The following is a 12,363-nucleotide window of genomic DNA, read 5'->3' on the forward strand; positions in this document are numbered from 1 at the left end:
GACGCCCTTGGCGAAGCGCCGCGATGGCGAGATCATGAGGGGCTGCGCGCGATGCGGGCAACGCCGTATCGCCAGGCCTCCCGCGCCGAAGCCGAACCCGGAACCCTGTCGCCACCCAGGAGAAACAGGATGCTCACGCAAAAGACGAAGGATATTGTCAAGGCCACCGCGCCGGTGCTGGCCCAGCACGGCAAAGCCATCATTACCCGTTTTTATACGCGGCTATTCGAAGCGCATCCTGAACTGAAGAATGTGTTCAATATGGCGCATCAGGAGCAGGGGCAGCAGCAGGAAGCGCTCGCGCGCGCGGTCTATGCCTACGCGGAGAATATCGAAGACCCCAGCAGTCTTGCGGCCGTGCTCGGCAATATCGCCAACAAGCACGCGAGTCTCGATGTGAAGGCGGAGCATTATCCGATCGTCGGCGAACATTTGCTTGGCGCGATCAAGGACGTGCTCGGCGACGCCGCGACCGAGGACATTATTTCCGCATGGGCGCAGGCTTACGGCAATCTCGCCGACGTACTGATGGGCATGGAAAGCGAATTACGCGAATCACGGAGCGCACAATCAGGCGGATGGAATGGCTGGCGGACTTTCGTGGTCAAGGAAAAGCGGCCGGAAAGCAGCGTCATCACGTCGTTTATTCTCGAACCGAAAGACGGGAAGCCGGTTGCCGATTTCGAACCCGGCCAATACATCAGTATCGCGGTGAATGTTGCGGATCTCGGCCTGCAACAGATTCGCCAATACAGTCTTTCCGATGTTCCGAACGGCCATACCTATCGGATATCGGTTAAACGCGAAGACGGCGATGCCGCGCGACGGCCGGGTTATGTGTCGTCGTTGCTGCACGATCATGTCAATGTCGGCGACGAGGTGAAACTGGCCGCGCCGTATGGCACGTTCTTTATCGATGTTCACGCCACTACGCCCATCGTGTTGATTAGCGGCGGCGTCGGTCTTACGCCGATGGTCAGTATGCTCAAGCGCGCGATTCAGGACCCGCAGCGGCAAGTCGTCTTTATCCACGGCGCGCGCAATAGCGCCGTACACGCGATGCGCGACCGGCTGCGTCGAACGGCGGCCACGCATAGTAACTTCAAGGCGATCATTTTCTATGACGCGCCGCTCGATACCGACGTGCAAGGCGCCGACTACGATTACCCGGGATTTATCGACATCAACGCATTGCGCAATGAGATTTTGCTGCCCGACGCGGACTATTACATTTGCGGTCCCATTCCGTTCATGCGCATTCAGCACGACGCATTGAAAGCGCTCGATATTCACGAATCGAAAATCCATTACGAGGTGTTCGGCCCTGATCTGTTCGCCGAATAGTCTGTGATGGAAAGGGGCGATGGCGGTCGGGGCGCGATTCCGAATGTATAACCATCGGGAATGTTTTGTTGAAAATTAAACAATAGACATTATGAATCCGTGGCGGAACAATGGCGGCAAACACACCACGGAGACACCGATGACGCACCGAGTCCTTGCGACCGAATCGATCGCACCATGATCGAGCAAGAAGCATTACGCCCCGGCGCCGTGCCGTTTTCGGCGGGAACGGCTGCGGCGCGCGTCGCAGCGCCGGATCTCGCGTGCGACTGCCACATGCATGTCTATTCGCCGCGTTTCGCGGTCGCCGCCGATGCGCAGTTGAAGCCGCCCGCCGCTTCGCTGCAGGACTATCGATCCTTGCAGCGTCGACTCGGCACGACGCGCAACGTCTTCGTGCAGCCTTCGACCTACGGCAACGACAACGCCTGCGTGCTGGACGCCATCGCGAGCGCGGGCACGTCGGCCAGAGGCATCGCGGTCGCCAGCGGCCCTGTGCGCGAGACGCACCTCGACGCGCTCGACGCGGGCGGCATTGTGGGCCTGCGCTTCAATCTCGTGCGTTCGGGCAAGGACGCGTTGCGCGATGCGGTGTCGTTTGCGCCTGCACTCGCCGAGCGCGGATGGCATCTGGAGATTCATGTCGGCGGGGCGCAACTGCCCGAGATCGCACCGACGCTCGCGCGCATGCCGTGCGATGTCGCGATCGATCATTTCGGACGACTACGTTTAAACGAAGGCCCATCGCAGCCCGCGTTCCGCTCGCTTTGCGCGTTGCTGGACAACGGGCGCGCCTGGGTGAAGCTCAGCGGCGCGTATCACGATACCGACGCGACGCGCGACAGCATCGTGCAAATCGGCCGCGCGCTGGTCGAACATCGTGCGGATCGTCTCGTATGGGGCAGCGACTGGCCACACCCGGCAGCGAAATCGTTACCGGACGACGCCGAGCAGTTCGACTATCTGCTCGAATGGACACGCGACGAGGCCACGCGTCACCAGATCCTCGTCGATAACGCGGCACGCCTCTATCGTTTCTAGCCGTCAAAACAAATTTATATAGAGGAGACAGGATGAAGCCGACTTCGTCTTATGCACTTCCCGGAGCCGGGAATACGGACCTGGGCGTGTCTGCACCAGGCGCGCAAGAGCAGCTTGAATTGTGCGAGCGCGCCGTGCGAAAGGCCTCGATTCGCCTGCTTCCGGTGCTCTTGCTGGGCTATATTTTCAGCTATCTCGACCGCATCAATGTGGGCTTTGCCGCCTTGACGATGAACCACGCGCTCGGGCTTACGTCGGCGCAATTCGGATGGGGCGCGGGGCTGTTCTTTCTCAGCTATGCGGTGTGCGAAGTGCCGAGCAATCTGGCCTTGCATCGCTTCGGCGCGCGGATCTGGCTCTCGCGCATCATGGTGTCGTGGGGCGTGCTCTCGGCCGCCACCGCGTTCGCGGTCGGTCCGCACTCGTTCTACGGGCTGCGCCTGATACTCGGCGTGGCCGAAGCCGGATTTTTTCCCGGCGTGGCGTTCTACCTCACTTCGTGGTTTCCGCGCGCTTATCGCGTGCGCGTGCTCGCGTGGTTCACGCTCGGGATTCCGCTGGCTTCCGTGATCGGCGGTCCGCTTTCTGGCGCCTTGCTGAGCATCGACACGTTCATGGGGCTGGCGGGCTGGCAATGGCTGTTCATCGCTCAGGGCTTGCCCGCCGCGGTGCTGGGCATCTGGGCGTGGGCCGTGCTCTCCGATTCGCCGAAAGACGCCACGTGGCTGAGCCACGCGGAGCGCGCTGCGCTGGTGCGCCAGCTGGAAAGCGAAGTCACGGCGGGCAGCACGCGCAGCTTTCGCAGCGCGGTCGCCGATCCGCGCGTGCTCCTGCTCACGCTCGCGTTGTTCACGCTGTCGACGGGCATCACCGGGATCGGCATGTGGCTTCCGCAGATCATTAGCCGCGAAGGACTGGGCCTGTTCAGGACGGGCATGCTCTCGACTATCCCCTATGCGTGCGCTGGTTTGGCGATGATCGTCGCCGCGCGATGGATGGACAAGGGCCGCGATTATGCCGCGAGCCTGACCCTGAGCGCGGCGGTGGCGGCAGCGGGCTTCGTGGTCTCGGCTGTGTCGGAGTCGGTCGGCGTCGCGCTGGTGGGCATCACGATCGCGATGATCGGCGTGAACATTGCGCGCACCGCGCTCTGGGCCATTCCGTCGACGTTTCTCTCGGGCGCGGCGGCGGCGGGTTGCATCGCTGTCATCAACGCCGTTGCCAATTGCGCGGGCTTTGCCGGTCCGGCGATGGTGGGTGTCGTGAAGGAAATGACCGGATCGTTTACCGCGGGACTGATCGCCCTGGCCGTCGCACTCGCGGTGACGGCGGGGCTCGCCACTGTCCTCGGACGAGTCGCGCGCAAGCGGGCTGAAGCGGAAAGTTCGGCAGCATAACTAAATAAAAACAGGCTGCATGAAGACATGGCACGCGCGGCGTAAGCGGACGAGCGCCCGCTTAGCCCATGCGCGTGGACGCCATCGCTTCGCGGAACGTGGCGATCAGCCGGTTATCGTCGCTCGCGCGCGTGATCATCACGAGCTTCGTATGCAGATCGAGATCCTTGACGGGAATGAAGCGCACGTCGCGCCGATTGTTCTTCGCGGTCGAGCGGCCGACCAGCGTGGCGCCTAGCCCCGCACCCACCAGCGCGAGCGCCGTGTGAATCTCGATCGCCTCATGGGCGACGCGCGGCTCGCCGCCGGCCGCCTTGAGCGCGGTGAGCAGTTGCTGGCCGAACGGGCTGCGCGAGTCTTTCGGATAGTGGATGAACGGCAGGCGCGAGAGCTCGGCCGCCGTGACCGAGCGCTGTTTGGCGAGCGGATCGCCGACCGGCACGACGGCGACGAAGGGCTCGTTGAGCATGACCGTGTAGTCGAGATCGGGGTTAGGATCGAGCGGGCCGATGAAGCGCGAAATGCCGAGATCGATCCGGCCCTGCCGCAAGCGCTCGGGCTGATATTCGGAGAGCGCTTCAACGAGGTCGAGATGCACATCGGGACATGTTTCGCGGAACCGACGCACCGCGGCGGGCAGGATCGAATACGCGACCGAACGCACGAAGCCGATGCCGAGCCAGCCGCGCTGGCCCGATGCGATGCCGCGCGCCTCGTCGTCGAGCCGCCCGAAATGCGACAGCAGTTCTTTCGCGCGCGGATAGAAGTATTTGCCGAGCGACGTGAGTTCCATCGGCCTGCGCGAGCGGTCGAACAACTCGCCGCCCAGGTGCGCTTCGAGCTGGGACAACTGCATGCTGATGGCGGTCGGCGCGACATACAGCGCGTCGGCGGCGCCCGACGCGCTGCCGGCTTCGACCACCGCACAAAAGTAGCGAACCTGACGAAGATTCATTTTTATTGAATTTAAGCTCAGAAAACGATGTTTGATGTTGCTGAAACTTTATCTAAAACTAGCGGCACGATCAAATTTCAAAAGACAAACATGAGCAGTTACGAGACACCTGGCGACCTCATCGCGGCGCTGCGCGCACTGGGCAGCGCGACCGTTTACGAAGCGCAGGGCGCCCATGGCGCGCTCGACAGCGGCATCAAACCCATTCATCCGTCGATGTGCGTGGCCGGTCCGGCCGTCACCGTGGACACGCGTCCCGGCGACAACCTGATGCTGCACTACGCCATGCTGAAGGTGAAGCCGGGCGACGTGCTCGTCGTCGATGCGAAGGGCTTTCTCGAAGCCGGCCCGTGGGGCGATGTGTTCACCGAACTCGCGCTGCAGAAGGGCCTCGCCGGGCTCGTGATTCACGGCGCGGTCCGCGATGCGCGCACGATCATCGAACAGGGCTTTCCGGTCTTTGCGCGCGGCCTTTGCATCAAGGGCACGGGCAAGAATCAGCCGGGCAAGCTCAATGTGCCCGTCACGATCGGCGATGTGCGGATTCAACCGGGCGACATCGTTGTCGGCGATATCGACGGCGTGGTGGTGGTGCCGCAGCACGATGTCGAGCGCGTCGTTCAGGTGAGCCGCGCGCGCGAGGAAAAAGAGCAGGCGTTCCGCGCGAAGATCCGCGAGGGCGCGACGACCGTCGAACTGCTGGGTCTCGAAGCGACGCTGCGCCGTTTCGATTTGACGTAGCAAAAACCGTATCACCCGGACCCGACAGGGTCACGCAGAATAGAAAAAATGGAGCGAGACACATGAGAAAAGACACGGCGTTGCAGGCGTCGAACGCCCTTGCGGCTTCGGCGCGTCCCACGCGCTATCGTTGGGTTGTCGCGACCCTCTTTTTCCTGATTTATACGGTGGCCGCCGCCGATCGCGCGAATCTCGGCATCGCGCTGCCATTCCTGCGCAAAGAGTTCGCGATGACGAACACCGAAGCCGGTGCGCTTGTCAGCGTGTTCCTGATTGCGTATGCGCTCGCGCAATTGCCGTCGGCGTTGATCATTTCGCGCTTCGGCGTGCGCCGCGCGCTGCCCATTTCGATGATCCTGACCTCCATCGCCACGGCGCTGACCGGCGTGGCGGGGTCGCTCTTTTCGCTCAAGCTCTGCCGCCTCGCGCTGGGTTTCGCCGAAGGTCCGCTGCCGCTTGGCATTGCGGCCACGATCAATAGCTGGTTTCCCGCGAAGGAGAAGGGCACCGCTTCGGGGCTGTTCCTGTCGTCCGTGAAATTCGGCCCGGTCATCACGCCGATTCTCGGTGTGGCGATTATTTCGGTGTGGGGCTGGCAGGCGATTTTCCTCGTATTCGCGGTGCCGGGCGTGCTGTTTTCGATCGTCTGGTATCTGATGGTGGCTGACAAACCGGCCGACAGCCGTGGGGTGAACGAGGCGGAGCTCGAACTCATCGACAAGGCGAGTCCGCAGCCGGGCGCCGCCATGCGCATCGAGCGCACGAAAGCGATGCCGTGGCTCGACCGGCTGACGCGCGTGCGCAAAGAGAATCCGCTCGAAACGACGCGCGCGGTGGTCAGCTCCTGGAACATCTACGGCTGCGCGCTCGGCTATTGCTGCCAGCTCGGCATTTCGAGCGTGATGCTCGCGTGGATTCCGACTTACCTGCTCAACGTGAAAAAGTTCAGCGTGGCAGGGACGGGACTGGTGGCGGCGGCGCCCTGGGTGGGCGCGGTAGTCGGCAATATTCTCGGCGGTTGGCTTTCGGATCGCGCGCTGGGCAAGCGCCGCAAGCCCGGCATGATGTTCTCCGCCGTGGCGACCGCGCTGATGATGGTCGTGCTGATTCAATCGCCCGCTTCACCGGTATTGTATGGATTCCTGATCTTTATGGCGGGCGTGGCGCTGAGCATCGGGTTCTCCGCGTACATGGTCTATCCGACGTCGTTTGTCGCCAAGGCGAAATTCCCGCTTGCGAATGCGATCGTCAATATGGGCGGACAGCTCGGCGGCGCGGCGACGCCGTTCATCGCGGGCTTGCTGCTCGATCACTTTGGATGGGACTCGGTGTTCGTCTTCATGTCGGCGATTTCCGCACTGACGTTCCTGATTTTGCTGACGATTACGGAGCCGCTCGATACGGTGGCGCGCGACGCCTCGCGTTGATTGCCGTGATTGCGTGGACCAAAACGAAACGCCCTCCCGGCGGACCGGGAGGGCGTTTGAATAAGCGCTCGTGGCATCATGCGCTGAAACGATAGTCAATGTAACGGCGTATCGATTGGCGGCTTCGCTGCAATGTGCAGTTTAAAAGCCACCCGACGCACATCGTTACGCGCCGTTCGAAGCAAACGCCGCGTAAGCGTCGCCAGCACCGGACGAGCTTTCGTTCTTGATCACCACGTAGCGTCCATAGAAGAACGGCATGCCGAAATCGAGGCCGCCCTGACCGGCGGTGGTCTCAATGAGGCCGTACGCCGCGAGATCGTTGAACGCAAAGATGTTGCTGTTGCTCAGCAGCGCGATCATATTGCCGACCTTGAAGGTGCCGGTATAGGAGCCGCTGGAACTGCTGGCGCCGCTGTTCGGCGCGAACGTCACGGATTGGGTCTGAACCGACGACGGACAGTAATAGTCCTGATAGTCGATGCCCGTGCACCGGGCGATCGTACTGTCCCGGAACGTCAGGTAATTCGAGCCGGAGTCGATGAAGCTGTACTGATTCGCGGTGCCGCCATACGTCGCCTGGAATTCGAATTGCGCGTCGAGCGGAATCTGGCTGGCGGACGTGATCGTATTGTTCGTCTGCGTGCCGACGCCGAGATAAAGCGTCCCCGAGGCCGTCGCCTGGCCGCTGTCCGACACGGTGGGCATCGAGAGGACGATGCCGTTGTTGTAGCCGCTGCCCAGCATGCTGACCGGATTCGTCACCTGCTGGCTCAGCGGCACGGTGCTCGCCGTCGAGCAGCCCGAACCACTCGCACAGGCGAAATAGTAATTCGATAACGTACTGGTCACACAGTACGTTCCGCAATCGCGTATCTGCCCCTGCAGGCCGAGAATGCCGTTCGCGCCCAATTGGCTGACGGTACCCAAGTTATTACCGCCGCCGGAGCATGTCGTCGGCGCTGTGCCTGCCGCCGAGTCGCCGATCACCTCGAACGGCACGCTCGACGCGGTCTGACTTCCCAACTGCACGTCGCCGGTGCGCACGGCGCCCCAGGTATAGCCGCTGACGAACTGGCCGCAGGCGTCGATGTAATAACCCGACGATGCCAATTGCTCACGCGGCATACCGGCCAGCGTCGTGCTGCTCAGCGCCGACGACAGCACGCGCAGACCCGTGGAGCCGGTATCGAGCAGCACATGATCAATGGTGTCGCAGAGAGTCGTGCTCCCGGGCGCGCAAACGGTCACCGTGACGAATGGCTGGTTCGCGAAGTCGCTGAGGCCCTGCTCCACGGTGACGGTCATCGTATTGGTGCTGCTCGCCGTAACCGGCGATTGCGTAGAACTCGTGGTTTTCGATGACGTTGTCGAGCTATCGTCGCTCGACGAACCGCCGCCGCCACATGCTGCCAGAGCAAGCATCAGGCCGCACGCGGTCAGGCCCGCTGCTGCACGGCGCGGCGCAAAGCGGAACACGCGTTTAAGCGAAGCGCCGTCGGCAGGAAAGAGTTTCGCGAGGCGCGCGACACCGCCGGCGAGCACCGCGAGAGAAAACAGAGTCGTCATGACTGGATTGGGGCGAAAAAAACGAGAGCGAAAGAAGACACACGCATGGCGCGGCATCGCATGAATGCCGCGCGGCAACGATGCGGCGATCACTGAATCACGGTCGAACTGACGCCGGACGGCAGCAGCGAGGGCAGCCAGGCCCGGCCATGGAAGTGCCGTTGATGGCCTTGCACCTGCACGACGAAGTCATCGGTGCTGATATTCACGCCGCCGTTGCGCTGCAGGCGGGTCTGATTCTGCAGCGCGCTCACGTATTCGGAGAAGATCGTGCTGCCCATGAAGCTGCGCAGATCGGGCATGTAAGGACCGTCCCACGCCAGCGCGAACACGGTGCCGTCGACGTTCAGATATTCGCGTTCCGTGACGCCGTTTTCGAGCGTCGATTCGCGCACCGTGTAAGTGGTCGATGTGCTCGTGGACGTGCTGGTGGTCGAAGCGCTGGACGTTGCCTGCAGCGAAAGCGCGTTGGACGTCTGGGCGCTGGTCGCGGGCAGTGTCGGCAGGCCGCCGAGTTCCGCATGGGCAGCGATGCAGAAGACGCTGCCGATTGCCAGCACGATGGCCCGTGCGCTGGCACGGGTGGCGGCGGGCAGAACGGCGGACACAGACGCACAACGCAAGCGATTCACGAAAAGCTCTCCTGACGATCGGGATGATGGATACGATGTTTGGGGTTCGTGCGCTCATCGCAGTGGCCAGGGCCAACTGACGATAAGCCAGACCGGGATATCTCGCGCAAATTCAGATTATCAATGCCGACAATGACTTTTTTCTGGCTGTGTGCAGCCGAAGAGAGAGGCATTGCGCAGAAATATAATCAATAAACCAACGAGCCGCGTGATTCTACACAAGAAGAATCGCTCGTTAAGCGTCGAATAGAGGCTGTTGTCTTAATGCTGAAATACCCGGATATCGCCGATCAATCGGCGTATCGCCGCGTGGCGCGAATAAAAATCGATTCATTACCCTAAAGAATTCGCTTTAACGTGCCGATAATTACCGCCGGCGCATAGTCTTCACGCATGCAATTCAAATAAAACCGCATATAGGCCCGATATTCGCGTTTTATTTGGGCCATGCGCGTATCAGGCCTCGGCCTATCATTGCATTTGTGCAATGATAGGTTTCAAACACTTCTATTTCGCAAATATCTGCCGATCCGTATTCTCCTTTCCATCGGCTGCACGACATGACGTCGCCAGCCACTCAACCCAACGGAAAGGAGCATCACGATGTACACGCAAACCACGCCGAACACGCCCGATACCGCCACCGCCGCCTTCCTCGACGCGCTCAACAGCGGCACCGGTCCGGCGATCGAAACGCTCCCGCCCGCCGACGCGCGTGAAGTCCTCGCAGGCGCGCAGCGCAGCGTCGAAGTCGACGTTTCCGGCATCGACGTCACGCGCCGCGCGATCGAACAGGATGGCCGCGTCGTGCCGCTCGTCATCGTCAAGCCGCAGGGCGCGCGCGGCGTGCTGCCTGTGTTCATGTTCTTCCACGGCGGCGGCTGGATTCTCGGCGATTACCCGACGCACGAGCGTCTCGTTCGAGATCTCGTCGTGCAGTCCGGCGCGGCGGCGGTGTTCGTCGAATACACGCCTTCGCCCGAAGCGCGCTATCCGGTCGCCATCAACGAAGCCTTTGCCGCGACGAAGTGGGTCGCCGCGCACGGCGCGGAAATCGGCGTCGATGGCGCGCGGCTGGCGGTCGTTGGCAATAGCGTGGGCGGCAATATGGCCGCGGTCGTGAGCCAGATGGCGAAGGACCGCAACGGCCCGGCCATCCGCTTCCAGGGGCTCATGTGGCCGGTGACGGACCACGCGTTCGACAACGCTTCGTACGAGGCCTTCGAAAACGGCTACTTCCTGAGCCGCGCGATGATGAAGTGGTTCTGGAACGCGTACACGGCCGACGCAGGCGAGCGCAACGAACGCTACGCATCGCCGCTGCGCGCCACGCTCGACGAGTTGAAGGGCTTGCCGCCCGCGCTGATTCAGACGGCGCAATTCGATGTGCTGCGCGACGAAGGCGAAGCCTACGGACATCGGCTCGACCAGGCAGGCAACGAGGTGACGACCACGCAGTACAAGGGGACGATCCACGACTTCGGCTTGCTCAACGTGCTCGCCGCCGACGCACCGACGCGCGCCGCCATGCAGCAAATGGCGACCGCTTTGAAGACGCGTCTGCAATAAAGCACATGAATTCCACTTTTATCGAGCCAATCATGAACCACGCTAAAGAACTGCTTGCCGCTTACCTCGAATCGATTCGCGACCCGCGTGCAGCCGCTGCATTGTTTGCCGACGATGGCGTGCTGGAATTGCCGTATCTGAAGTCGCTGGGTATCGACGGACGCGCTCAGGGACCGGAAGCGATTGAAGATTTTATCGCGTCGTTGATTGCGAAAGTGCCGGATTTCGCGTTTAAAAACGTGCGCTGGCTGATTGAAACGCCGGAGCAGGTGTTTGCCGAATATGAGGTGGAAGCGCTCGTGCCGTCGACGGGAAAAATCTATCGGCAGATGTACGCGGGGCGGCTTGTGGCGCGTAACGGAAAGATCGCGCTGCTGCGCGAAGCGCTGGATACGGTGGCGGCGGCCGAGGCGTTTCGGTGATCCAGGGTGGTGGATGCGGCCGGCCGGAAACGACCGGCCACATTTCACGCCCCGTATTCAAAATGAAATCGCAATACCAAACATCGCGACAAACTGATTACTCGTTGAAGACGGCGTCGTGTTTTGCGAATCGCCTACGATAGGCAGCGCATCGATGATATCGCCCGCGCCTTTAACGCCGAGCGTCTGACCCGAAGCGTGCTGATACGCCTGCAAGGTGTACAGCGTCGTGCGCTTCGACAGGTGATACAACTCGCGTAAAGAAATCTGCTGATAACGAGCCGCATCGTGAATGCCATTCGCCGTCGATGCGCGCGTGTAGCTATATCCGCCAGAAATTTCAAACGGCGTACTGATCCGATAGCTCGCCAGCGCGCCATAGGTATTGAACACGGCGGTATCGGTGAAAAGCGAATGGCCGCCCGGGCGATACACGACATTCGAATAGTTCACGCCGAGCAGAAGATTGCCGACGGCGTAGGTCGCGAGCGCCGCGGCATGCTGCACGTTGCGCGCGGAAAGATAGCCGTTGTTCAACTCCGAGTGCGGAAACGACGCACTCGCGGCCGGATCGAAACCGCCGCTGTATTCCGTATTGTTCATGCGCAGATAACCCGCGCCAATCGAGAGCGGCCCGCCGTCGTATCGAATCGCTGCGCTGAACATACTGCCGCTTTTCATGCTGCCCGCCACGCCGCCAAATCCGTATTGCACGCTGCCGCGAAAGCCTGAAATGGTCGGCGACGTGTAGGTGACGGAACTGTTGGCGCGGATATCCGTGTCGAAACCGTCGATGTCGCCGGGATGCGCGCCGGTGGCGCCCGTGAGATACGTCACCGGCCCGAGCGTGCCAGCCAGCAGGTAGTAGGGCGTGTATTGGCGACCCAGTGTCAGCGTGCCGGCGCGCGTATCCTGAAGCCCGACAAACGCGTAGCGATTGAAGGCCAACCCCGCCGATTGCTGCGCGCCCGTTCCCGGATCGAAGCCCTGTTGGAGATCGAAGATCGCCTTTAGATCGGTGCTTAATGGCTCACTACCCTTGAAACCGAATTTCGACGCGTACAGATTGCCGTTGCGCATATACACATTCGAATTGCCTTTCTGGTTATTCGCATAGACCATCGCTTCGTCGACGTTGCCGTATAGCGTCACGCTGCCTTGCGCGAAGGCCGGCTGAGCCGCGCAAGCCATCACGCAAAGCGCTGACTGGATCGCACACGCAGGTCTCGAACTCATGGCTGTTCACCTCGATTCTCGCGCCACGCA

The 12,363-nt window shown here is 61.6% G+C and carries 11 protein-coding genes; 7 read left to right on the forward strand and 4 right to left on the reverse strand.

The annotated features are described in order from the left end of the window. Positions 1 to 129: 129 nt before the first annotated feature. The 3 genes from hmpA (at position 130) to U4Y88_RS22325 (ending at position 3,782) form a co-directional block, all read left to right on the forward strand. The gene (gene hmpA, locus U4Y88_RS22315) at positions 130 to 1,344 is read left to right on the forward strand and encodes an NO-inducible flavohemoprotein (RefSeq protein WP_321786703.1); all 1,215 of its coding nucleotides are present in this window, start codon (positions 130 to 132) and stop codon (positions 1,342 to 1,344) included. A gap of 177 nt (positions 1,345 to 1,521) precedes the next feature. Then, a complete protein-coding gene (locus U4Y88_RS22320; RefSeq protein WP_321786415.1) occupies positions 1,522 to 2,385 on the forward strand; it encodes an amidohydrolase family protein in 864 nt (287 codons plus the stop codon). A gap of 32 nt (positions 2,386 to 2,417) precedes the next feature. After that, positions 2,418 to 3,782 (forward strand): MFS transporter, encoded by a 1,365-nt coding sequence (locus U4Y88_RS22325; protein WP_415774485.1) that lies wholly within the window; start codon positions 2,418 to 2,420, stop codon positions 3,780 to 3,782. A 61-nt stretch (positions 3,783 to 3,843) separates the two neighbouring features. Here U4Y88_RS22325 and U4Y88_RS22330 read toward each other — a convergent pair whose 3' ends face one another. Further along, the gene (locus U4Y88_RS22330; protein ID WP_321786419.1) at positions 3,844 to 4,737 is read right to left on the reverse strand and encodes a LysR family transcriptional regulator; all 894 of its coding nucleotides are present in this window, start codon (positions 4,735 to 4,737) and stop codon (positions 3,844 to 3,846) included. A 90-nt stretch (positions 4,738 to 4,827) separates the two neighbouring features. On the opposite strand from U4Y88_RS22330, the gene U4Y88_RS22335 reads away from it, so the two are divergent. Beyond that, complete coding sequence (locus U4Y88_RS22335; RefSeq protein ID WP_224017503.1) at positions 4,828 to 5,478, forward strand: 4-carboxy-4-hydroxy-2-oxoadipate aldolase/oxaloacetate decarboxylase; 651 nt, start codon at positions 4,828 to 4,830, stop codon at positions 5,476 to 5,478. Between the two features lie 62 nt (positions 5,479 to 5,540). Next, entirely contained in the window at positions 5,541 to 6,905 is a 1,365-nt protein-coding gene (locus tag U4Y88_RS22340; protein WP_321786421.1) for an MFS transporter, read from the forward strand. A 165-nt stretch (positions 6,906 to 7,070) separates the two neighbouring features. Here the strand turns inward: U4Y88_RS22340 and U4Y88_RS22345 are convergent, their stop codons facing one another. Next, positions 7,071 to 8,474 carry a DUF3443 family protein gene (locus U4Y88_RS22345; RefSeq protein ID WP_321786423.1) on the reverse strand — a complete coding sequence of 468 codons (1,404 nt, stop codon included), beginning with the start codon at positions 8,472 to 8,474 and terminating at the stop codon, positions 7,071 to 7,073. An 89-nt stretch (positions 8,475 to 8,563) separates the two neighbouring features. After that, a complete protein-coding gene (locus tag U4Y88_RS22350; RefSeq protein WP_321786425.1) occupies positions 8,564 to 9,082 on the reverse strand; it encodes a DUF2844 domain-containing protein in 519 nt (172 codons plus the stop codon). Positions 9,083 to 9,709: 627 nt separating this feature from the next. Here U4Y88_RS22350 and U4Y88_RS22355 point away from each other — a divergent pair. Then, positions 9,710 to 10,675 carry an alpha/beta hydrolase gene (locus tag U4Y88_RS22355; protein WP_321786427.1) on the forward strand — a complete coding sequence of 322 codons (966 nt, stop codon included), beginning with the start codon at positions 9,710 to 9,712 and terminating at the stop codon, positions 10,673 to 10,675. Positions 10,676 to 10,707: 32 nt separating this feature from the next. Beyond that, positions 10,708 to 11,097, forward strand: coding sequence for a nuclear transport factor 2 family protein (locus U4Y88_RS22360; RefSeq protein ID WP_321786429.1), 390 nt, complete (start codon positions 10,708 to 10,710; stop codon positions 11,095 to 11,097). Between the two features lie 57 nt (positions 11,098 to 11,154). On the opposite strand, the gene U4Y88_RS22365 is transcribed toward U4Y88_RS22360, so the two are convergent. Then, on the reverse strand, positions 11,155 to 12,333 hold the full coding sequence (locus U4Y88_RS22365) for a porin (protein ID WP_321786431.1): 1,179 nt from the start codon (positions 12,331 to 12,333) through the stop codon (positions 11,155 to 11,157). Positions 12,334 to 12,363: the final 30 nt, after the last annotated feature.

Origin of the sequence: Paraburkholderia sp. J94 (genome assembly GCF_905220285.1) — a bacterium.
GTDB lineage: Bacteria > Pseudomonadota > Gammaproteobacteria > Burkholderiales > Burkholderiaceae > Paraburkholderia > Paraburkholderia tropica_A.

What these genes read in the sequence shown, in the direction of transcription:
- U4Y88_RS22355 (WP_321786427.1), top strand. Translation starts at nt 9,710, where the DNA reads ATGTACACGCAAACCACGCCGAACACGCCCGATACCGCCACCGCCGCC.
- U4Y88_RS22320 (WP_321786415.1), top strand. Translation starts at nt 1,522, where the DNA reads ATGATCGAGCAAGAAGCATTACGCCCCGGCGCCGTGCCGTTTTCGGCG.
- U4Y88_RS22325 (WP_415774485.1), top strand. Translation starts at nt 2,418, where the DNA reads ATGAAGCCGACTTCGTCTTATGCACTTCCCGGAGCCGGGAATACGGAC.
- U4Y88_RS22345 (WP_321786423.1), bottom strand. Translation starts at nt 8,474, where the DNA reads ATGACGACTCTGTTTTCTCTCGCGGTGCTCGCCGGCGGTGTCGCGCGC.
- U4Y88_RS22335 (WP_224017503.1), top strand. Translation starts at nt 4,828, where the DNA reads ATGAGCAGTTACGAGACACCTGGCGACCTCATCGCGGCGCTGCGCGCA.
- hmpA (WP_321786703.1), top strand. Translation starts at nt 130, where the DNA reads ATGCTCACGCAAAAGACGAAGGATATTGTCAAGGCCACCGCGCCGGTG.
- U4Y88_RS22330 (WP_321786419.1), bottom strand. Translation starts at nt 4,737, where the DNA reads ATGAATCTTCGTCAGGTTCGCTACTTTTGTGCGGTGGTCGAAGCCGGC.
- U4Y88_RS22360 (WP_321786429.1), top strand. Translation starts at nt 10,708, where the DNA reads ATGAACCACGCTAAAGAACTGCTTGCCGCTTACCTCGAATCGATTCGC.
- U4Y88_RS22340 (WP_321786421.1), top strand. Translation starts at nt 5,541, where the DNA reads ATGAGAAAAGACACGGCGTTGCAGGCGTCGAACGCCCTTGCGGCTTCG.
- U4Y88_RS22365 (WP_321786431.1), bottom strand. Translation starts at nt 12,333, where the DNA reads ATGAGTTCGAGACCTGCGTGTGCGATCCAGTCAGCGCTTTGCGTGATG.